A 19,805-nucleotide genomic window follows, 5' to 3' on the forward strand; every position below is an offset into this window, starting at 1 on the left:
CAAGCTGTTTGGACGTCGGTTTTTATCTAAGTGCGACGCCAAAGCGTAACCAATCGTCGGTCAACACGTTCATAACGGCAATGAGACCAGCACAGAAGAAAAACCAGAGAACGGATGACAGCATGAAGCCTGAAAGAAAAACAGCGAACACAGTCCAACCGGGATCTGTTACACCAAGTGCGGTGACGGTGCCCCCGAGTGCAGCCCAGTAGGTGATGTTTAGCGGGTTTGAGAGCGATAGTGCGGCACCGACGGCAAAAGCAGACCCTGACTTTCCTGCTGACGGGTCGCACTCTGGAACCGGGCCAATTGCGTCACGAAAACTTTGCCACGCGAGCCAGAACAGTAGTGCTGCACCTGCCAGCGCAATAGGTCGTTCGACATAGGGCAACGTGAACAGTCACCCGGCATTTCTTCGACATTGCGCAGCTTCTCGGCCGCGCTACTGCGGCGACAAGGGCCCGTTGGTTCTCTGTTACGAATACGTCCCGATCAACTGCTGTAGGAATAGAATATTCTGACAGTCCAAAATCTCGTCCTGAGGCAGCGTCTGGCTCCCAAGCTTGACGATGACGATCGCGGACCTGCGGTCGACATAAAGATACTGCCCATGAATACCGATCGCGGTCAGCGCATCATGCGGTTGCCCTAGCCGATACCATTGATTGGTATAGGACCCGCCCTCGATGAAATCGCGAAAGTCACCTTGGTCCCACGCGGCGCGATCACCCCCGGACAATGTTTCCGTCAGCCACGCCTTTGGCAACACAGTCTGCGGGTCCAGCATGAGCCCGCCCAGCCGTCCCAGATCCTGCGCGGTGCACAGCAATCCACCAGCGCCGCGTGGCGCCCCGAAAGCATCAACGGTGACAAAGGCATCGTCCTGCGCGCCCATCGGCTGCCACAGCACCCGTGCGGCGAAATCGGCATAGCTTTCACCGGTGACCCGTTCCAGCAACAAACCGAGGACATCTGAATTGGGCGATTGATAGGCGAACGGCCCACCATGCGGGGCGGCACCTTTCTTCAGCCCTGCCAGAAGCGGGGCCAGTCCTTCGGTCGGGTCATCAGGGTTTGTCGGGTTCCAGAGCATCGCGCGCCGATAGCGGGCGTAGTCGCTTTGCGTGTCCAGATAGTTTTCCTGAAAATCAAGGCTCACACGCATGTCGAGCACATGGCGGACAAGGCAATCACCATAGGCACCGGCGCGGGTTTCGGGCAGATAATCGCCAATTGTGCGGTCCGGGTCCAGCAGGCCCATGTGCTGTGCGATGCCACACAGGATACCGGTGACCGATTTGGTGACAGAAAAAACGATATGCGGCAGAGCGGGGTCGCAGGTCGGAGCATGCCAGCTTGCAATGGTGCGCCCGTGACGCTGCACCAGCAGAACGTCGGTTTCCGAACGGGTCAGAAAATCGCCAACTGTTTCGGGGCCGTGTGACACCGTGATGAGTTCGTCCAGCAAGCTGTCATCTGGAAAACTCTGCTCGCCTCGCTGCACGTTCTGCGCCGCAATCCGCGCGACAGGCACAAGTTCATTCACATGGCTGAACGCCCACGTGCTGTAAGGTCGCGTGCGCCAGTTTCCAAGGTGGGCATCTGCGCGGGCGAAGCCGTGTGTTTCAATCAGTCTTGGCATCAAAAATCCCGCGTTATGCGCGGGCACGTCCGTCAAACGAACGCGCCCGCTGCTGGTTTATTGCAGGACTTCGGTCCAGATCTGCGTTTGCAGATCGTTGATTTCTTGCGGACAGGCGGGGCTGAAACGCCCTGCGGCGGCAAGTTCGGGTGCGACGACGATTTCAGGGGCTTCGCGCATCACCTCGTCCATAAACTCTTCAGATCCGGTGATGCCATTGGCATAACGCGCGAAGTTCGAGATCATGGCCGCGTTTTCCGGTTCCAGCACGAAGTTGATGAATTTCATCGCATTCTCGGTGTTCTGCGCATCGGCCAGTACCACCGCGCTGTCCATCCAGATCGGATAGCCCGTTGCGGGATAGCCATAGGCCAGATCCTCGTTCTGCAACCGCGCCCGCATGGTCGAGCCGTTCCAGTAAATCCCGGCCGAGAAATCACCGGCAACATGGGCGTCGACAGTGCCGTAGTCCAGCGCTTTCCAATGCTGTTTGGCCTCGACCAGCATGTCCCGGACCTCACGCATGACCTCCATGTCATTGGTGCAGGATTCACCACCAGCGTAATAGATGGCAAGCGACATGACGTCGGACATTTCGGGGATCACGTTGATCTGGCCCTGCAATTCCGGCGGCGGGTTGAAGATCAGGCCGGCATCATTGATGTCGCCTTCAAAGACGCTGGTGTTCACGATGATGCCCGTTGTGCCCCACTGCCACGGCACCGAATATTCACGGCCCGGATCGAATTCCACATCCACCCATTCAGGGGCGATGTTGCCGATATTGGTGACGATCTCGCGGTCCAGCGGCACGACCAGACCTTCGGTGATCCATGTTTGCATGTACGTGTTCGACGGCACGACGATATCAAAGCCGTGTCCACCCTGACGGATGCGGGCAAGGGCAGTGTCGTTGCTGTCGTAGTCCGTGACATTGACCTTGATGCCGGTTTCAGCCTCGAATTTGGCGATCAGTTCGGGGCTGGTGTAATTCCCCCAGTTATAAAGGTTCACTACCTCTTGCGCACCCGCAAGGCTGGTTGTCGCCAGCAAGGCCGCAAGACCTGTTGCGATATGTTTTTTCATGGATCGTCTCCCTTTGGTTGCGGTTGGATTTATCCCCGTTTACGGGTGATGAGGAAAAACAGGCTGACCACGACAAGCGACAGCGCCAGAAACAGCGTGGCAATCGCGTTCATTTCGGGGGTGATGCTGCGCCGCAACTGGCCGAGCATATACGTCGGCAAAGTATCCTGACCGGCGGATTTCACGAATTCGGTGATGACCACGGTGTCGAGGGACACGACAAAACCCAGCATGAACCCTGCCACGATCCCCGGCACAAGCAAGGGGAAGGTGACATAGGTGAAGGTCTTGACCGGGGTGGCGTAAAGATCCGCGGCGGCGCGTTCCAGCGTCAGGTCCATGGTTTCCAATCGCGCGCGGATCGGCAGATAGGCAAAGGGGATGCAAAAGGCGGTATGCGCCAGCACCAGATAGCCCATGCCAGTATAGCCGGTCTGCACCTTCAGAAACGCCACGAAGATCAGCAGGGCGATGCCGGTGACGATTTCGGGCACCATCAATGGCTGGTTGATCAGCGCATAAATCATCGTCTGGCCCGGAAACCGGCCTACCCGCGTTGTGGCAAGGGCTGCCAGTGTCGCCAGAAACGTCGAAATTCCCGCTGCCACCAATGCCAGCCAAAGCGACCGGATCGACACTTCGATCACCTGCCTGTTGTTAAACGCCGCCTCGTACCATTTCAGCGAAAACCCGCCCCATGTGGATTGGGATGGTGCTTCGTTGAAGGAAAACACGACAAGCATGACGATCGGCAGGTATAGCAGGGCCAGCGTCAGGATCGCGACAGTGCCAAAGCCGGGCAGGCGGCGGACATCGAAAGCTGGGTTAGCCATGCCGTTCGCCCGTCTCGCGGCTGGTGACCCGCAGATAGAAGATCAAGGCGGTCACCACGACCACCAACAGCAGCATGGCAAGAGCCGCGCCCAATGGCCAGTTGCGCCCCTGCCCGAACTGCAAGGCAATCAGGTTACCCACCATCATCGACCGGCCGCCGCCAAGAACGCTCGGCGTGACATAGGCTCCGATGGAGGGGATGAAGACAAGGATAGAGCCAGCGATGAACCCCGGCTTGACCAATGGCAGGATGACATGCCGCAGGACCTGCATCCGGCTGGCGTAAAGGTCATAGCCCGCCTCGACCAGACGGAAGTCCAGCTTTTCCATCGCGGCGTAAAGCGGCAGCACCATCAGCGGCAGAAAGACATAGCTCATCCCCATCAAGACGGCGAAGTCGGTATACATCATGTCGATGGGCCGGGACGTGATGCCAAGCCATTGCAACAGCGTGTTGATCGTGCCGTTGTTGCGGATCAGTTCCTGAATGGCAAAGGTGCGGATCAGAAGGTTGGTCCAGAACGGCACGGTGATGAGGAAAAGCCAGATCATCCGCCTGTGCGGTGGGCGCGTTGCGATGAACCAGGCCGTCGGAAACCCGAGCAGCGCGCAGATCACTGTCGTTTGAAACGACAGCCACAGCGTGCGCTGGAACACCGCCAGAAAATCGGCGTTCAGCGCCACATTCTCCGGTTCAAAGATGTCGCGTTTGAAAAAGACGCGAAACCACGCCTCGGTCGAAAATTCCCATGCGACGCCGCCCATGTTGCCCGGGCTGAGGAATGAATAGACCGCAACAATCAGCAGCGGGCCTGACGCGGCAAAGACCAGCACCAGCAATGCGGGACTGACCAGCAGCCATTTCCAGCCATGTGTGCTGCGGTTCATCAATCCCCTTTCAAAATCTGCAAAGCCCCTTGCGCAAGCGTGACGCCAATCTGCGATCCCTGCTCTGGATCAGACAGCCCTGCATTATTCTGCCTGCGCAAGATAAAGGGCTGCCCGTCCGCCAGCGTCAGATGGATATGTGTGTCGGTGCCGAAAAACACCGCGTTATGAACGGTTGCTGGCATGTGGCCTGCATCTGGTGTGGTCAGCGTGGCTTGCTCCGGGCGGATGACTGCGGCCACGGTGTCGCCCTGCTTTGGCACCAGACCTGCGGCCAAGCGGGCGGACACGACCTGACCGCTGGGAAGCGCAAGTTCGGCGCTGTTGCCTTGCACTGCAACCACCTGCAGGTTCAGGACATTCGTTTCCCCGATGAAATCGGCCACGAAACGTGTCGTAGGCGCATGGTAGATCTCTTGCGGGGTGCCAAGCTGAAGAATACGGCCTTGCTGCATGACAGCAATGCGGTCGGACATGGTCAGCGCCTCTTCCTGATCGTGCGTGACAAAGACAAAGGTGATGCCGGTTTCCACCTGCAGGCGTTTCAGTTCAGTTTGCATTTCCTTGCGCAACTTCAGATCCAGCGCGCTAAGCGGTTCATCCAGCAACAACACATTGGGGCGCGGGGCCAAGGCGCGGGCGAGCGCGACACGCTGCTGCTGACCACCTGACAGTTCAGCGGGTTTGCGCGCAGCCATGCTGTCCATCTTGACCAGATGCATCATCTCGTCCGTCGTGGCGGCGATTTCGGCGCGTGGGCGCCCCAGCATCTTGAGGCCGAAGCCGATATTCTGCGCCACGGTCAGATGCGGGAACAGCGCGTAGTTCTGGAAAACCGTGTTCACGCGCCGCTGGTTCGGGGCTTGGCCCGCGACATCTACACCCTTGATCCGCAACGTGCCGCTGTTGGGGTGTTCAAATCCTGCAATCACACGCAACAAGGTGGTTTTGCCACACCCTGACGGGCCAAGCAGCGTGAAGAATTCACCGCTGCGGATGGCAAGGTCGATATCGATCAGTGCGTGATAGGCTGTGTCGCCTTGTCCAAAGACCTTGCCGACTCGCACAATCTCGATTTCATCGTGATGATTTTGCTGATCTGTGACCAAAGGCACGACTCCTTTAACCGACAGTCAAACCCTGGGCGGCGGGTCTTTCAAGGTCTTTCGCAATCTCGTCAGACCTAAGTTGCGTTCTCCCAGACGACTCTGCCACCACAGATTGTTTTTTGCACAGTCAGGCTCGCGATCTGGTCAGGCGGCACGGCTTCGATATCACCCGACAAAATCACCACATCGGCCAGATACCCCGGACGCAGCATACCTTTGCGATCCTCGGCATGTTCGGCATAGGCCCCGCCAATCGTATAGGCCGCCAGCACATCGCGCAAAGACAAGCGTTCGTCCTGCGCGCCCTCGTAGGGTTGGCGTGTCACCGCCGCCTGAATGGACCGCAGCGGGTTCACATCCGCGACCGGCCAGTCCGAGGCGAAAACGATCGGCGCCCCCGCATCGCGCAGACTGCGCACGAGATAGGCATCGTTCCAGCGGTCACGCCCGATCTTGTCCAGGGTCGGAAACAGCGGGAAATCCATCGCGCCGGGCGGATGCGAAGGCTGCACCGACGCGACCACACCCATATCGGCCATGCGCGGAATATCGGCGCGGTCGATCAGTTCGATATGTTCGATCCGGTGGCGGGCATCGCGCGCGCCGTTGGCGTTGCGCGCCGCCTCGTATCCGTCGAGCACGCGGCGCACGGCACCGTCACCAATCGCATGGACCGCGATTTGCAGGCCGCGCCGGTCGGCTTCGATGCAGATTTCGGCAAAGCGTTCGGCGCTGTGCAAAGGATCACCGCGCCAGCCGGGTTGGTCGGGATAGTCGTTGAGCATGACGGCCGTGCCACTGTCGACGACACCATCCATGAACAGTTTGACGAAACCCGATGACAACCAATCGTCGTCGTAATCCGCGCGCATCGCGCTGGCGGTGTCCAGATCGCTGATTTCATGGTTATTGCGGAAATGATACGGCACCCGCACGCGCGCGGTCAGCCGACCTTCACGGCGCAGATGGTCCAGCACGTCCAAGGTATAGCGATTACCGTCCATATTCACGAGGCTGGTAAACCCGTGCCGCGCGCAATGCGCGAGGCCACGTTCCATCGCGGGCAGATCGGCCAGCATTTCGGCTTGCGTCGGATAGGGCACCGGATCGCGGCCGGTCGCGATGCCTGCCATAATGCGGCTTTCGCCTGCCAGTTTCAGCACCGGCGCTTTCGCCTCGAATTCGCGTAATTCGCCTGTGGCGATGCCGTTTTCCATCACGATCTCGTTGCCCGGCCCAAGCTCTGCGCCATGCAATATACCAGCCATCTCCAACGCCATTGTATTGGCCCAAGCCGTGTGATGATCCGCGGCCAACAGACAGACAGGTCGGTCCGGCAGGATCGCATCAAGGTCGTGCCGCGTCAGGGATCGGCCATAAATACCATAATCACAGCCCTGCCCGACGATCACCAGCCGGTCGGGGTTGGCATCGGCATAATCGTGGATGGCCTTGGCCAAGGCATCCGGCCCCGCCACATCCAGCAACTGCAGATGCGCCAGTTCCGACCCGCCCATAAACAGGTGCAGATGGCTTTCGATGAAGCCGGGCAAGACGGTCGCGCCATTTGCGTCGATCCGCTGACACTCTGGTCCGGCGGCAGCAATCGCCTCTGGTCCCAGCGCCAAGATCCGGTCCCCTGCTATCGCAACAGCGTCGGTTTCGGGCGCATCCGGGTCCATCGTCAGAACGCGTGCATTGATAATGAGAACAGTGGCTGACATCCGGCTTCTTTCATTGTGTCGAGAAAAGCGTAACGGGCAAGCTTTGCTGGGTCTATCAGTTATCGAACCGAACTATCGTGGATGGCCTTCATCGAAGACCGTTCGCAGCCCTTCCGGTCCTATTCGCAGTCAGCCCATCACATCCGGTCCATGCCAGAAATGCAGGTGACAGCGGCTGGCCGCTGATATCCGACTCGTGCGGCCCTGCCCACATCAGCTGGTCTCGAGCAATGGCAGCCCAAGCTCCAGCGCCACGAAGCGGTTGAGATGCTCTGCGGCCTCGGCGCGTGTCAGTTTGGGCAGGCCTGTGAGCACAAAACCGACCAGCCCGTCATGAAACGCAAGGATGCGCAGAGCCGACGCACGGGGTACGCGGCAGTGCCAGTGCCCTTTGGCAGCGCCCTGTTCCAAAATGGCTGCCAGTTCGTCGAGAATGCCCTCGGCGCAGCCCTCGGCCGCGCGCGCCATGTCGGGGTCGGACATGGCAAGGTCGGTCACTTCGATCCAGAGCCGCCAGAGCGGGTCGGCGTCTTCGCCAAATGCGCGAGCCAGAAAGACATGCAGCTGCCGGTCCGGCGTCGGCGCATCGGGCGCGACGCGGTCAATCTCGGTCCAGAGTGCCTGCGCCGCCGCAAGGGCACGAAGTTCACCCCATTTGAAGTAATGGTTCAGCAGCCCGATGCCGACGCCTGCGCGGGCGGTGACATCGCGCGTGCGAACAGCCGCAACCCCGTTTTCGCGGATCAGGTCTGCGGCGGCGGAAAGGATGGCGGCGCGGCGGTCGGTGGTCATGTTTGGCCGTATATCACGGGTTGAGCATATGCTCAATGACTAGTAAATTGAGCATATGCTCAATCAGGAATCACCCTATGACTCGTTCCTCTTCTGTTGATATACTGCGCGGCTTTGCCCTTTTGGGCATCGGCATCGTCAACCTGCCGCATCTGGCGCTGCCCATGGCGGCGGCGCTTCAATCCCCTGACGGCGTCATTGATCTGATCGGCAAGGCCATTGTCAGCCTGTTAGTCGAGGGCAAGTTCTTTGTCCTGTTTTCCTTCCTGTTTGGCTGGGGGTTCGGTGTGCAGCTGGCCTCGGCCGCGCGTGCCGGGGTGCCTGCAGCAGCGCAATACCGGGCGCGTCTGATCGCGCTGGGGCTGTTCGGGGTCGCGCATGCGGTGCTTGTCTTTCACGGTGACATCCTGCTGGCCTATGCCGTTCTGGGGGCCGGGCTCTGGGCGCTGCGCGAAACCGCCCCCCGCCGTCTTGCCCAGATCGCAGTGGCGATGGTGCCACTGGCTTCTCTGGCATTTGCGGCACTCGCGCTTCTTGACGCTTCTGCCGAAGACATGGCCCAAGGCACTGTCGACCTGAGCGGGCTGGGGTATCAGGGCAGCTTCATGGACGCGGTGATGCAGCGGATGGCCGACTGGCCCATCGCTATGGCGGTTGTCGTGCTGTTCAACGGGCCGCTTGCCTTCGGGGCCTTTTGCCTTGGTCTGGCGGCGCAAAAAGCTGGCTTTTTTGAGCCCGAAGCCCCAGTGCAAGGCGCGCTTGCCGCACGGGTGCCTGTCCTGCTGGCGGTGGCCCTGCCGACCAACGCACTTTATGCAGCGGCGACCTTGGGGATACTCTCTGCCGGCTGGCCCACGACCCTTGGTTATGCGGCGCTTGCACTTGGCGCCCCCACGTTGGCCGCAGTCTATGTCGTTGCGGTGCTGCGCCTGACGCCGCGGCTGGGCCTGTTGGCCCCGGCCGGGTCGATGCCGCTGACAGGCTATGTCGCGCAGGGGCTTCTGGCGGGCGCGCTGTTCCACGGCTGGGGGCTTGGGCTGTTCGGAACGCTTGGGAATGCAGCGCTTCTGGGCGTGGCGTTTCTGATCTGGGGGGCTGTCACGCTCGCCGCCACACTCTGGCGGCGAAACTGGGAGCGAGGCCCGCTCGACGCCGCCCTGCGCGCGGTGGTCAGAAGATTGAGCAGGTCCGGTTCCCGAACGTGAGGAGCAGCCGGAACGAAGGCTCGACTATCTACAATTGGAGAATGCTACAGAACGGACCAAAGGCAGCTTCGGTGTCGCGGTAGTACAAAAAGCTCATTACGATGCACGTCAACTCTGGGCCGATACTGGCAGCGAGACTGCCCCCCCGTCCCGAGGAGGCGGAGAGCCGACAGTCGCTGCGTGATGCACCAAGGTCGGCTGCGCTGTCTAAGCTGCCCAACCCGCCGAAAACGGCAAAGCTCAAACTCAAACTCAAACTCGGAGTCTCGCTCGCGCTGGGTAAAAGTTGGGGCCAACGTCAATCGCGGACTAGTTAGGGCTTGATCTGGAAGTGAAAGAAAGCGACTTGCTGCGTATTGAACTGACGCTTGCCGAGGTCGAATTAGCCTAGAAGGAGTTCTTTACTTAAATGAGTAGTGGCACAACTTCTCGACGGCGCGCCGTTTTGCATATTGGGACTGAGAAAACCGGCTCAACCTCTTTACAGCAACTGCTCGCGTCGAACCGTGGCGTGCTTCGGGATGCGGGCGTGTTGTACCCTCTGTCGGCAGGATCAAAGAACCATACCAGACTAGTAGCGGCCTCTCTCGATGACCATGTGGTCGACAATACCAAGGCACACATCATGGCTGCCCGACGCGAGGATGAACCGGCGCTGAGGTCGAATTTTTGCACGGATCTGCTCCGGGAGATGACCGGGGGGCCAGACTGGCATACGCTCTTGCTCAGTTCCGAGCTGATCCATAGTCGCCTGCACACTCCGACAGAAATTGACCGCTTGTTTTCTTACTTTGCTGACCATGTCGACGAAGTGCATATCATTGCAGTGCTTCGCCGCCAGGACAAACTTGCGGTCAGTCGATTCAGCACAGCAATACGCGCGGGTCATCGGGGCGTCGATGATGTTTTTGAAGACATCCACGCGCATGCCTATGTCGCTCTACCTCCGCATCGACACATATCCGATTTCGAACACTACTATGACTATGCTGCGTTGCTAGAGCGGTTTAAAAACCATGTTCCGGCAAAGAACTTTCATATCTGGCATTATGAGGACAATGGTCGCAGGCTGGATACGGCGTCCCGCATGGGCAGTTTCCTGCATGTTCAACTGGAGACCAGCACCAACGCGTTGTCGCTAAACAGCTCCATGAGCCTGACGGCGCAATACATCATTTCAGCATTGAATGCAGAGTTCCCGTCGCATTTGCCCTCGGGGCGGCGCAACGAGGCGTTTAGAAAACTGAAGCGTCAAATTGAAGAAGAGCTGGCTGGTCCACCTCGGAAGATAATCGCAGATGACGCCGCTGCCTTTTTGGAAAACTTTGCTGCGAGTAACGCAACGTTAGCTTCTCGCCTTTCTCGCCCAGCACTTTTCGAGTCAGACTTCGAGGTTTACTCTAAGAGCGCCGCAATTTTTATGCCTGATGACTTCGATAGAACATTGGACCATTACCGGGCTCTGATGCTATCAGAGAAGCCTTCCAGCCTGTTTCAACAGATCAAATCGCTTCTGCGGTTCTAAAGCGAGGATTCTACATGACTCCCAAAGGATATTTGAAGAGATTCCGTCGGGATCTAGTGCTTCGGTTGAAGCAAAAAATTGCCTTGCTGAAGGGTTACAAACGCCCCGATGTGCCTGACAACTTGCGGGGCACCATCATGATCGCCCGCGTGATCGGAAATGACCTTTATCCCCGACATGTCGAAGGGCAAATGCTTAATAATTTGCGGTTCATCCTTGAGAATGAACCGAAGTTTCCCGGCGTTATCAAACTGTTCATCTTGAACCGTTTGTTTGACCAAGCGCTACAAAGTGAGGCCCTGCAGCTGATCGCAGATCATGACGCAGAGGCGCTTGTTCTGCCCTTTGTTCCCGACGAATACGCCGCATTGGGTTGGGATATTGAACCCTTCGGTTCAGCAGATTTTTTTAGTTCGCCCGAGTTTTTCGGGCACGGTCGTCAAATGCAAATGCGCATGAAAATATGGGCCTGCGGCCCCAAAATGCGCTACGCTATGGGAGTGAACGGTGCACGCAATGCCGGGATCACGGCAGGCAAGGAACGCGCAGAGTGGACGGCTGTACTGGACGGAAACTGTGTTTTCACCGAAGCGTCGTTCGAACAGTTTCGCAAGGACTGTCAGAGCAGGCCGTTCACCGCTTACAAGATCGTCCCTATGCACAGGCTGGAAGACAACGGCGATTTCGGGCGGCTGGAGCCTGATCCAAAAAGCACCGAAGAGCCGCAGATCGCATTCCACTGTACGGCACAGGGTGCTTTTGATGAGAGGTTCCCGTATGGTATTCGATGCAAAACAGCTTTGTTGTCGAATTTGGGTGTTCCCGGCGCTTGGCAAAATTGGCCGAAGCCGCCGTGGATGCCAAGCCAGAAACAACGCGTTGGTGACAAATACAAGTATCGCTATACCCACGGAGCTGTGTTTCGCCTTTCGTCGGGCGGCAACGGTTTAGAGCGCAAGCACGCACACAAAGAGCGCCACCAGTCACGAAATCTTGCTATACTGACGACTGTTGGCAAACTGAATGAGCTTTATGGTACGGCGGCACCTGAGTTCGCTGAACTCATAACGTCGGTCCCTACGGATGGTCCGTATCTCGGTCCTTGAAACAGCTTAGAGCAAAAAGGCAGACTCAGTTGAAGCCGCAGTTAATACTTCACATCGGCCACCCAAAGACCGGCACAACCTCGATTCAGAATACCCTTTCTGCTGCAAGACCTTGGTTGCTTGAGAGAGGTGTCCTTTATCCACAGACAAAATTGACGAAACTTAATCACCGTGTGCTGGGGCCAGCCATTTATGACTATACGGACGATAGTGTTCTGAATGCCCGGCTTGGGGGCACCAAAGAAAAGGCGCTTCAAACATCCATTAGGGAATGTGAGTCCGTTCTTGAACAGGTCGCCAAGGCGAGGCCAAAAACCGTTATATTGAGTTCGGAGGGACTTTTCGGTTCCCTTTTGAATGCTCGGCCCGAGAAAATGAGAGAATTTGTGCAGCGGATTTCGAACGACCCACCCCGAATATTAGGGTATGTGCGAAGCCCGACTTTGTACTACCTGTCAATTCAACAACAACGACTTAAGGGGGCACGTCTGTTGAAGCAGCCTAGCAAGTATAGGAGGCTCGATGCAGTTGCGGCGCTTCAAGACTGTCTAGGCACTGAGGTAGAGCTACGCGCATTTCAGCGCGACAGATTGATCAACTACGATGTGGTTTCAGATTTTGCGGAGTGGATCGGACATCCTGAACTGGTGCCACAGTTTTCTGTGGAAGAGGAAAATACGTCCATCTCTGCCGAGGCGATGTCAGTTCTTCATCGACTGGCACCCGACGCTGCAATTTCTGACATGGCCAGCCTAAAGGCGCAGCGTCGGCTTACCAAAGTCGTCAAGAGGTTGGACGAGAGAATACCAGAGCCGACTAAGCCGGTACTCCATGAGAATGTCGCGGCATATATCACGAAACTGAACACTGATCTTATCGGGCTTCGTGATCAGTATGACATTCACTTTAAGGACATCGACTATAGCCTCGTCGGGCAAGACCCCGGCGATGATGTGCCTATAATTCAGTCCGTGGAAGACGCTTGCACCGTCAACAAACAAAGGCGTGATCTGCTTGAAGCGAGAGCTTTGAAAGCATTGGCGGGCGGGCGTTCAAGGTGGCAAGTCTGGAAAGACCGATTAAGGAAGTTACGAGCTTAACCCAAAAGGCGATTTCCCGCCTAAGTGACGCTGTACCATCCTGGGTTGAAGGACGGTGCGCGGAGTGCTAAAAAACTCACTTAGGTTCAAAAAACTAAGCCAGCTGCCTCGTTCGAGTCAGCCGCGATACGAAACAAGTGCAGCGGGGCATGCATGACCAGCTGTTCGATCATAATCCCCACCCGTAACCGTCCATCACTTTTGTTGCGTGCTGTTTCATCAGCTTTGGCTGGCTTACCGCGCAAGGCGGAAATCGTCGTAGTGGATGATGCGAGCGATATTCCGGCGGGACAGGTTCTTAAGGATGCACTGTGCGAGCGCATCCGGGTGGTCAGAAATGACGTTCCCGCAGGCGGCGGGGGTTCGCCGGCACGCAACAGGGGAATTGAGCAGTCAACCGGAGACGTGCTGTTCTTTCTGGATGACGATGATGAAGTTTTGCCGGACTATTACGACCGCATTCTGACGTCGGCCATCGCCGACGGGGCGGATTTTGGGTTCGCCGCCAGAAAATATGCCAAAGCGGATAGCGGCACCTGTCGGATTGAAGATCGTGGGTTGCCGCATGGGTTTGTATCCGCCCGTACCGATTTCGCGCGTCGGACATTCCCGTTCAGTGCGGGCTTCTGGATGAAGCGGGATGCGTATAAAGCAGTGGGCGCGATATGCGAACGGCTCGCAACCAATTCTGACACGGAATATTGCTGTCGGCTTTACGCCTCTGAGTTGCGGGGCTGGTTTTCGCCCGAGCCGGGGGTTGTCGTCTATCCGCATAACAACGATGAAATGAAGAATGTGACCAGCCGCACGAAGTCTGCGGACCGCGCCACAGCATTTCGGCTGATTGCGGAAACCCATCGCGAGCTTATGGCGCATGATGCAGGCGCTTCAGAATTTATCTATGCGCGGTGGATCAAACATGCCCTGCGGGCAGGATGGGGTGTGGAGGCGCGAAACGCCTTGTCGAAAACACCTCAAAAAAGAACAAGGCTGAAGCTCGCTGCGTTTTATCTGGGCTACCGCGTGTCTGAATCGTTTCGGTAGTCAGCGTCGTTCCGCTTCACCTCGAAAAACAGTCAATCGCACTTGTTCGCCGACTATCGCGATACGAATTGCGTAAAGCACGGCCCATACGCGGATTGCCTGCCAAAGTGTCAGATCGTCTGATCGCAACAGCAATACCCCGCGACGGATCGGAAGCAGCAGGTTATCGAAATGGGGCAGAATGATGCGTTGGCCCTTTGCGCGCTTGTTTGCGATTGTCCCGCCTGCAAAACGCCGCGCTTTGCGCAGGAGCTGCGCGAATCGGCTGCGTGCCGGATGTCTGACGGCTGCTGCTGGACAATAGCCAAGCGCATACCCCGCCTGTTCGGCCCGCATTGACCATTCGTGGTCACCACCCGTCAGCAGCTTTGGATCAAATGGCCCAACCGCGTCAAACACCTCCCGGCGCATAAAGGCATTGGCCGTTGCTGCCTTGCCCTTTGACACAAACTTATCCTGCCTGAGCATATATGTGCGGTCGTAAAGCGCAGCCGCGGTCCATATACCGTCTTCTACAAAAAGGTGTATGCTGCCAGCAATGCGCTGGATTTCAGGCTGTGCATCGAAAAACGCTACTGCCTCAGTAAGCCACTGTGGGTCAGGGATACAATCGGCGTCGGTGAAGGCCAAAATGGGCCCATTGGCAATTTGCAGCGCGGCGTTGCGTGCCGCATAAGAGCCAGGTTCAATCACATCGATGATCCGAGCGTTTTGCGGGATCGCAAAGTTATCGGGTAGTGGCGTTGCTGGATCATTGTTGGCAATAATCACCTCGAACGCGTCCTGCGGCAATGTCTGCGCGGCAAGAGCGTTCAGGCAGGTCTGAAGTCTGGACCAGTCCTGATAGGTAGGGATAATAACGGAGGCGTGCATGTGTGCCACCTATTGAACTTCCCGGATCACGGACCGGCTTTCAGATCAAACAAGGTCTGAAACTGATGGTTTTCGCGTTTGAGAGCCTCAAAGTGATCAAACCCGACCAGACGTCCTGCGTCCAGCATAAGCACCCTATTAACATACTGAAATGTCGAAGGCCTGTGTGTGACGAAAAGAAGCGTCGCCCCCTCTAGGTCTTGCGTGATCATTTCCATTATCAGCCGCTCGTTTTCAACGTCGAGGGCGCTTGTCGCTTCGTCAAAGATATAGATTTTTGCTTTCTTTGCCAACGCCCGTGCGATGCCGACCCGCTGTTTTTGCCCGCCTGAAAGCTTTGTGCCATTGGGGCCGACCACGCTGTCGATCCCATCGGGCAGGGCAGCAATCACATTTTCCAGCTGCGCCATACGCACGGCTTCTGCTATGTCCCCGTCAGTCGCATCAGGATTGCCGTCTCGGATGTTGTCGCGGATGGTGCCATCGAACAGAAACACGTCCTGACTTATCAACGCGATCGTCTGACGCAGCGACTCTTCGCTTACTTTGCGAAGGTTCTGGTCGCCAATGAATACTTTGCCATCAGTTGGATTGTAAAAGCCCAGCACAAGGTCAATCAAGGTGCTTTTGCCCGCGCCAGAGCGCCCGACAATGGCAATGCTTTCGCCTGCTGATACTCCGAATGATATATCCGTCAAAGCAGGCGTGTTGGCGGTATAGTGAAAGCTGACCTGATCAAAACGGATGCTGGGCTCTACCGCTTGCAACGACCGGCTCTTTTTTGTCGGCGGAACCAGCGGCTCATCCAGCAATTCGTACATGCGCCCCACATGCATCAGTGATTTTTGTAGCTCGACCCATGTTTTCGAGACACGCTCTGCGGGTTGATATGCCATGAGAAAAGCAGTGATGAACGCCGTAAATTCCCCCGGTGACTGGCCCTGGACGATTGTTTTCCATGCGGCATAGATCACAAACAACCCCAGAACAATTCCTCCGAGAATCTCCATAAGGGGAAGCGTCGCGGCGTTAACGCGCGCAATTCTCAAAAGTCGGTCCTGCAGCTTATTGACCGCCCCGTCAAAGCGGCTGATCGATTTTTCCTCTAGCTGATAGCTTTTTACTGTTCGTATGCCTTCAAAGGCCTCTGCGCCGATCGAAAAGAACGCGCCAGTAAGTTCTGTTTCAGCATTGGCAATCCGGCGGACGCGCTTTGAGAGGGTCGAGACAAGCAGGATGATCAAAGGCAGCAACACTGCCGTTGCAAGTGTCATCAAAGGGTCTTGCAGGAACATCACAATGACAAGTGCGATCACCGTCAGTAAGTTGGTCAGCAACTTGCAACAAATGCCAATCACGACCGTGCCGCAGGCCTGACCGAACAAGCGAACCTGAGCCATCTGACGGGATGCGTGCCTGCCAACGAAATGCCGCACGTCTTTTAGAATGATGTTCCGAAAGATTAGTTTCTGATATCTGGAGGAAACCGACCGCATGAACACCTCGGTCACGACCGAGTTCATGTAGCCGAAAACGCTCTTGCCCAGCGTGATACCCACAACAAGAAGCGCGACCTGCACGGCCGCCCCAGAGTCATTGGCAACAAACACATCGTTCACGATAAGCCGTGTTGAATAAGCCAATGCCGCCGTGAATGCTGCGACGCCGACCATGCTGAACAGCGAAAGGGCCAGCAGTTTACCGCGTGTCGGCAATGCTTCGCGAAGCAGTTTGACGGCAACCGAAAAGGCGGTTTGCCCGGAGTCGTCCGATTTCGCCATCTTCAGGTATCAGTCACAGATAACATCTCTTTGTTTTTGCCGCAGGATCAGAAGCAACGGCTATCAAGGAAGCATCTAATCTTCAAGCTTAGTGACGTTGCTCCAACTTTTATCCAGCGTGAGCGAGACTCTGGGCCTGAGTTTTGCCCATTTGGGCGGGTTGGGGTCCGCAGGACGGGACTGGCGCGGAGCTTTGCGGATTGCGCAGCGTCAGGCCCCGTCGCGGGGTGAGGGTTTGGGCGAACGCGGCAGGCGTCTGCCAGCCGAGGCGCGAATGGGGGCGTTCAGTGTTGTAGTCCGTGCGCCAGGCAGCCAGCGTGGCGCGGGCATGGTGCAGGGATGGGAACAGTGTCTCATTCAACAACTCGTCCCGGAGGCGGCTTTGAAACTTTCGATGAAGGCATTCTGGGTCGGCTTGCCGGGCGCGATGTAATGCCAGTTGATATTGCGGTCATCGGCGAAGGTCAGGATCGCGTTCGAAGTGAACTCGGTCCCATTGTCGCTGACCACCGTTGCGGGTTTGCCCCGGGTATCGAACAGGGTTGCCAGTTCCCGCGCCACCCTTGCGCCGGACAGCGACGTATCGGCGATCGGGGCAAGGCATTCCCGCGTGCAGTCATCGACCACGGTCAAGATCCGGAACCGGCGGCCATCCACTGCCCGGCAGGCGATTGCGAAGCAATCTGCCGAGAGGGGTCAACTGGTCCGAGACGAAGTCCAACGACCAGCGCTGGTTCGGCATCAGCGGCAGCATCATCGGGGCCCGCGTGCCGATCGCCCGTTTGCGCCCGCCCCGGCGCCGCACATGCCTCACCCCGTCCGAGCAGAAAACCATCGAGGAGCTGAGCCAGACTGTTGGCAAGACCACCAAGCGCGCGGTCACCCGGTCCCGCGTGGTCGGGCGCAATCCCTTCGAGGGGCGCAGCGTCTCAGAGCGGACCGAGGATACGCCGTTGCTGACCGAAGATCAGGCCCGGCGGATGAACTTGGACGAAGTGATCCTCGTCATCGACGCGCAGATGCCGATCCGGGCGCGGCGGATCAAATACTTCGACGACCTGGCGCTGAAGGTTCTGCATGCGGGTCAAGCGGCGAGCTTCCCGTACCCCGATGAGGACGGGCTGCGGCGCGATCGGCAGATGACCGAGACGCGCGAGACCGTGGAAAAGCTGAAGCAGGAACTGCAGGAGGCAAGGGCTGCTGCAGGAGCGCAGGGGTCTGGGACTGTGTCCTCGTCGATGACGGTTGAAGCACCCGCAACGGAGACGCAGGATCCGCAGCCCGCGCTTTCAGGTCGGGCGCGCGGCCGAGCAGCACGCGCTGCAGCGGGTGGCGGTGGGTCAGGTCAGTTGTCGGTCGATCTGGCGGAATGGGGCTCACGAAGGCCGACAGGACTCAACTCGCAACAGCTGTGCAGACGACGCGGGCGATCATCGCGGAGTTTGGCTAAGGACGTAGTCTGTGACCATATGGCCGAAAATGCAGAACTAAAAACTTAGTCAATTCCCAGCGCACGCTGCATTTCGTCCAATGGGACCTTACCGGTGTCTACAAGCTCCTGCATCTGTGCCTTAATCCCCACAAATCCTGTCTTTTCAACTTCCACCAAAAGTGATGCACCACGCTTACCTTGCGAAATGGCTTCAGAGATCTTTGGGCCGATTTTCACGATCTCTGAAACTGCCATACGACCTTGTCGTCCCGTATCATTGCATTCGCTGCACCCGCCGCCCACGCAGTGCTGACAAGTTTTTCGCACCAAACGTTGAGACAACACACCGCGCAGCGTTGCACCTATAAGGTAAGGTGCCACCCCTAGATCAAGGAGCCTGTCGACAGCACTGATCGCATCATTGGTGTGAATTGTCGACAGAACTAGGCGACCGATAAGGGCTGCCCTGACAGCAATATCGGCGGTCTCCTCATCACGGATTTCACCGACCATTACTACATTGGGATCTTGGCGGAGAATGGCTCTCAGGGCCTTTGCAAACGACATGTCAATCGCTGGCTCAACTTGCACCTGGTTCACACCTTCCAAGCTATACTCAATCGGGTCCTCAACCGTCATGATCTTGCGGTCGTCAGTGTTTATACCGCGCAGCGCAGTATAAAGTGTGGTTGTTTTTCCGCTGCCGGTTGGCCCGGCGATCAGAAAAATCCCGTTGGGGCTCCCCACTAGCTTTTCGATTTGGACAACACGATCGGTAGGAAACTGCAATGCGTTCCAATCCAGTTGAATACGGTTCCTATCCAGCAAGCGCAAAACGATACTTTCGCCGTGTTGGGTCGGAATGGTGGACATCCGGATATCAATCGTGCGCCCTCGTACTACCAGTTCAGCTCGACCATCTTGGGGCCGTCGTTTTTCCGAAATGTTGAGGTTGGCCATGATCTTTAGGCGCGATGCGATTGTATGACGCAAATTGTCCGGTATTAACCGATCTGTTTGGAGCACACCGTCTACGCGGTATCGTAGGCGCATCCCTTGCTGTTGGCTCTCAACATGCACGTCTGATGCACCAATAGCTACCGCCTTACCGATGATGTCGTTGACAAGCGTAATGACGGGGCCATCGTTCGCCAGTGCCTCGAGACGGGCAACGTCGCTTTGTGTCGCGCTTTCGACTGCAACTTGATCCTGCAAGGTAAGCAGGTCGAGCGCTGCTTTAATTGTCGTCGGAGTTGCGATGGCGAATGTAGCCGGCGCCTCCAATAGATAGCTGATACTTGCCAGCAGGTCTGCGGGGTCCGGATTTGCCATCGCAATGACATAGCCCCTTTCATCGTGCGCTATTGGCACAGCGAGACTTCGCCTCATGAAATCCGGGCGCAACAAGTCTGCCTCCAACTTACCGAGTTCAATCATGTCTAGCGTGATGAACGGCACTTCGAAGTAGTCTGCTAGTGCACGAAATACCGTCTCCTCATCCAATATACCAAGTTCAAGTATCGCACGCTCAACACTTATACTTGTCTCTTTCACAGCTGTGGCAATCCGCCGAATGGTTTGATCGGGCAACGCTGACCTCGTTGCGATCAGGTTGAGAAAACTAATCTCATCGAAGGGACGCACTTTCTGATCCATATGAAATT

At 57.2% G+C, this 19,805-nt stretch carries 16 protein-coding genes and 2 pseudogenes; 6 read left to right on the forward strand and 12 right to left on the reverse strand.

What is annotated here, in order from left to right:
• Positions 1–22: 22 nt before the first annotated feature.
• The 8 genes from VCK47_RS17365 to VCK47_RS17400 all read right to left on the reverse strand — a co-directional run bounded on the left by VCK47_RS17365 (position 23) and on the right by VCK47_RS17400 (position 8,075).
• Positions 23–391, reverse strand: a complete 369-nt coding sequence (locus VCK47_RS17365; protein ID WP_322892180.1) for a LysE family transporter — start codon at positions 389–391, stop codon at positions 23–25.
• An 84-nt stretch (positions 392–475) separates the two neighbouring features.
• Complete coding sequence (locus VCK47_RS17370; RefSeq protein ID WP_322892181.1) at positions 476–1,642, reverse strand: serine hydrolase; 1,167 nt, start codon at positions 1,640–1,642, stop codon at positions 476–478.
• A 57-nt stretch (positions 1,643–1,699) separates the two neighbouring features.
• The gene (locus VCK47_RS17375) at positions 1,700–2,728 is read right to left on the reverse strand and encodes an extracellular solute-binding protein (protein WP_322892182.1); all 1,029 of its coding nucleotides are present in this window, start codon (positions 2,726–2,728) and stop codon (positions 1,700–1,702) included.
• 29 nt (positions 2,729–2,757) lie between these two features.
• Complete coding sequence (locus tag VCK47_RS17380) at positions 2,758–3,561, reverse strand: ABC transporter permease (RefSeq protein ID WP_322892183.1); 804 nt, start codon at positions 3,559–3,561, stop codon at positions 2,758–2,760.
• The gene (locus tag VCK47_RS17385) at positions 3,554–4,450 is read right to left on the reverse strand and encodes an ABC transporter permease (protein WP_322892184.1); all 897 of its coding nucleotides are present in this window, start codon (positions 4,448–4,450) and stop codon (positions 3,554–3,556) included. The genes VCK47_RS17380 and VCK47_RS17385 overlap by 8 nt, the downstream gene beginning before the upstream one ends.
• Entirely contained in the window at positions 4,450–5,559 is a 1,110-nt protein-coding gene (locus VCK47_RS17390; RefSeq protein ID WP_322892185.1) for an ABC transporter ATP-binding protein, read from the reverse strand. The genes VCK47_RS17385 and VCK47_RS17390 overlap by 1 nt, the downstream gene beginning before the upstream one ends.
• Before the next feature lie 74 nt (positions 5,560–5,633).
• Positions 5,634–7,283 carry an amidohydrolase gene (locus VCK47_RS17395; protein WP_322892186.1) on the reverse strand — a complete coding sequence of 550 codons (1,650 nt, stop codon included), beginning with the start codon at positions 7,281–7,283 and terminating at the stop codon, positions 5,634–5,636.
• Positions 7,284–7,496: 213 nt separating this feature from the next.
• Positions 7,497–8,075 (reverse strand): TetR family transcriptional regulator C-terminal domain-containing protein, encoded by a 579-nt coding sequence (locus VCK47_RS17400; protein WP_322892187.1) that lies wholly within the window; start codon positions 8,073–8,075, stop codon positions 7,497–7,499.
• A gap of 77 nt (positions 8,076–8,152) precedes the next feature.
• Between VCK47_RS17400 and VCK47_RS17405 the strand changes: the two genes are divergently transcribed.
• The 5 genes from VCK47_RS17405 to VCK47_RS17425 all read left to right on the forward strand — a co-directional run bounded on the left by VCK47_RS17405 (position 8,153) and on the right by VCK47_RS17425 (position 14,055).
• Positions 8,153–9,280, forward strand: a complete 1,128-nt coding sequence (locus tag VCK47_RS17405; RefSeq protein ID WP_322892188.1) for a DUF418 domain-containing protein — start codon at positions 8,153–8,155, stop codon at positions 9,278–9,280.
• Positions 9,281–9,689: 409 nt separating this feature from the next.
• Complete coding sequence (locus tag VCK47_RS17410; protein WP_322892189.1) at positions 9,690–10,805, forward strand: hypothetical protein; 1,116 nt, start codon at positions 9,690–9,692, stop codon at positions 10,803–10,805.
• 14 nt (positions 10,806–10,819) lie between these two features.
• Positions 10,820–11,911, forward strand: coding sequence for a hypothetical protein (locus VCK47_RS17415; RefSeq protein ID WP_322892190.1), 1,092 nt, complete (start codon positions 10,820–10,822; stop codon positions 11,909–11,911).
• Positions 11,912–11,940: 29 nt separating this feature from the next.
• Positions 11,941–13,011, forward strand: coding sequence for a hypothetical protein (locus tag VCK47_RS17420; protein WP_322892191.1), 1,071 nt, complete (start codon positions 11,941–11,943; stop codon positions 13,009–13,011).
• A 153-nt stretch (positions 13,012–13,164) separates the two neighbouring features.
• On the forward strand, positions 13,165–14,055 hold the full coding sequence (locus VCK47_RS17425) for a glycosyltransferase (RefSeq protein ID WP_322892192.1): 891 nt from the start codon (positions 13,165–13,167) through the stop codon (positions 14,053–14,055).
• Here the strand turns inward: VCK47_RS17425 and VCK47_RS17430 are convergent, their stop codons facing one another.
• The 3 genes and pseudogenes from VCK47_RS17430 to VCK47_RS17440 form a co-directional block, all read right to left on the reverse strand.
• Positions 14,056–14,928: a glycosyltransferase family 2 protein gene (locus VCK47_RS17430; RefSeq protein ID WP_322892193.1), complete on the reverse strand. Its 873-nt coding sequence runs from the start codon at positions 14,926–14,928 to the stop codon at positions 14,056–14,058.
• A gap of 26 nt (positions 14,929–14,954) precedes the next feature.
• On the reverse strand, positions 14,955–16,709 hold the full coding sequence (locus VCK47_RS17435; RefSeq protein ID WP_322892194.1) for an ABC transporter ATP-binding protein: 1,755 nt from the start codon (positions 16,707–16,709) through the stop codon (positions 14,955–14,957).
• 109 nt (positions 16,710–16,818) lie between these two features.
• Positions 16,819–17,514, reverse strand: a pseudogene (locus VCK47_RS17440) (integrase core domain-containing protein); the annotation flags it as partial.
• 4 nt (positions 17,515–17,518) lie between these two features.
• On the opposite strand from VCK47_RS17440, the pseudogene VCK47_RS17995 reads away from it, so the two are divergent.
• Positions 17,519–17,911 (forward strand): annotated as a pseudogene (locus tag VCK47_RS17995) (type IV secretory system conjugative DNA transfer family protein); the annotation flags it as partial.
• Positions 17,912–18,204: 293 nt separating this feature from the next.
• Here the strand turns inward: VCK47_RS17995 and VCK47_RS17450 are convergent.
• Complete coding sequence (locus tag VCK47_RS17450; RefSeq protein ID WP_322892195.1) at positions 18,205–19,797, reverse strand: GspE/PulE family protein; 1,593 nt, start codon at positions 19,795–19,797, stop codon at positions 18,205–18,207.
• Between the last annotated feature and the right edge of the window lie 8 nt (positions 19,798–19,805).

The organism is Yoonia sp. 72 (assembly GCF_034652275.1).
In the GTDB taxonomy this organism is placed as follows: Bacteria; Pseudomonadota; Alphaproteobacteria; order Rhodobacterales; family Rhodobacteraceae; genus Yoonia.

Coding starts and splice junctions, on each gene's coding strand:
- VCK47_RS17370 (WP_322892181.1), bottom strand. CDS start 1,642: ATGCCAAGACTGATTGAAACACACGGCTTCGCCCGCGCAGATGCCCAC.
- VCK47_RS17375 (WP_322892182.1), bottom strand. CDS start 2,728: ATGAAAAAACATATCGCAACAGGTCTTGCGGCCTTGCTGGCGACAACC.
- VCK47_RS17380 (WP_322892183.1), bottom strand. CDS start 3,561: ATGGCTAACCCAGCTTTCGATGTCCGCCGCCTGCCCGGCTTTGGCACT.
- VCK47_RS17385 (WP_322892184.1), bottom strand. CDS start 4,450: ATGAACCGCAGCACACATGGCTGGAAATGGCTGCTGGTCAGTCCCGCA.
- VCK47_RS17395 (WP_322892186.1), bottom strand. CDS start 7,283: ATGTCAGCCACTGTTCTCATTATCAATGCACGCGTTCTGACGATGGAC.
- VCK47_RS17400 (WP_322892187.1), bottom strand. CDS start 8,075: ATGACCACCGACCGCCGCGCCGCCATCCTTTCCGCCGCCGCAGACCTG.
- VCK47_RS17405 (WP_322892188.1), top strand. CDS start 8,153: ATGACTCGTTCCTCTTCTGTTGATATACTGCGCGGCTTTGCCCTTTTG.
- VCK47_RS17410 (WP_322892189.1), top strand. CDS start 9,690: ATGAGTAGTGGCACAACTTCTCGACGGCGCGCCGTTTTGCATATTGGG.
- VCK47_RS17415 (WP_322892190.1), top strand. CDS start 10,820: ATGACTCCCAAAGGATATTTGAAGAGATTCCGTCGGGATCTAGTGCTT.
- VCK47_RS17425 (WP_322892192.1), top strand. CDS start 13,165: ATGACCAGCTGTTCGATCATAATCCCCACCCGTAACCGTCCATCACTT.
- VCK47_RS17430 (WP_322892193.1), bottom strand. CDS start 14,928: ATGCACGCCTCCGTTATTATCCCTACCTATCAGGACTGGTCCAGACTT.
- VCK47_RS17435 (WP_322892194.1), bottom strand. CDS start 16,709: ATGGCGAAATCGGACGACTCCGGGCAAACCGCCTTTTCGGTTGCCGTC.
- VCK47_RS17450 (WP_322892195.1), bottom strand. CDS start 19,797: ATGGATCAGAAAGTGCGTCCCTTCGATGAGATTAGTTTTCTCAACCTG.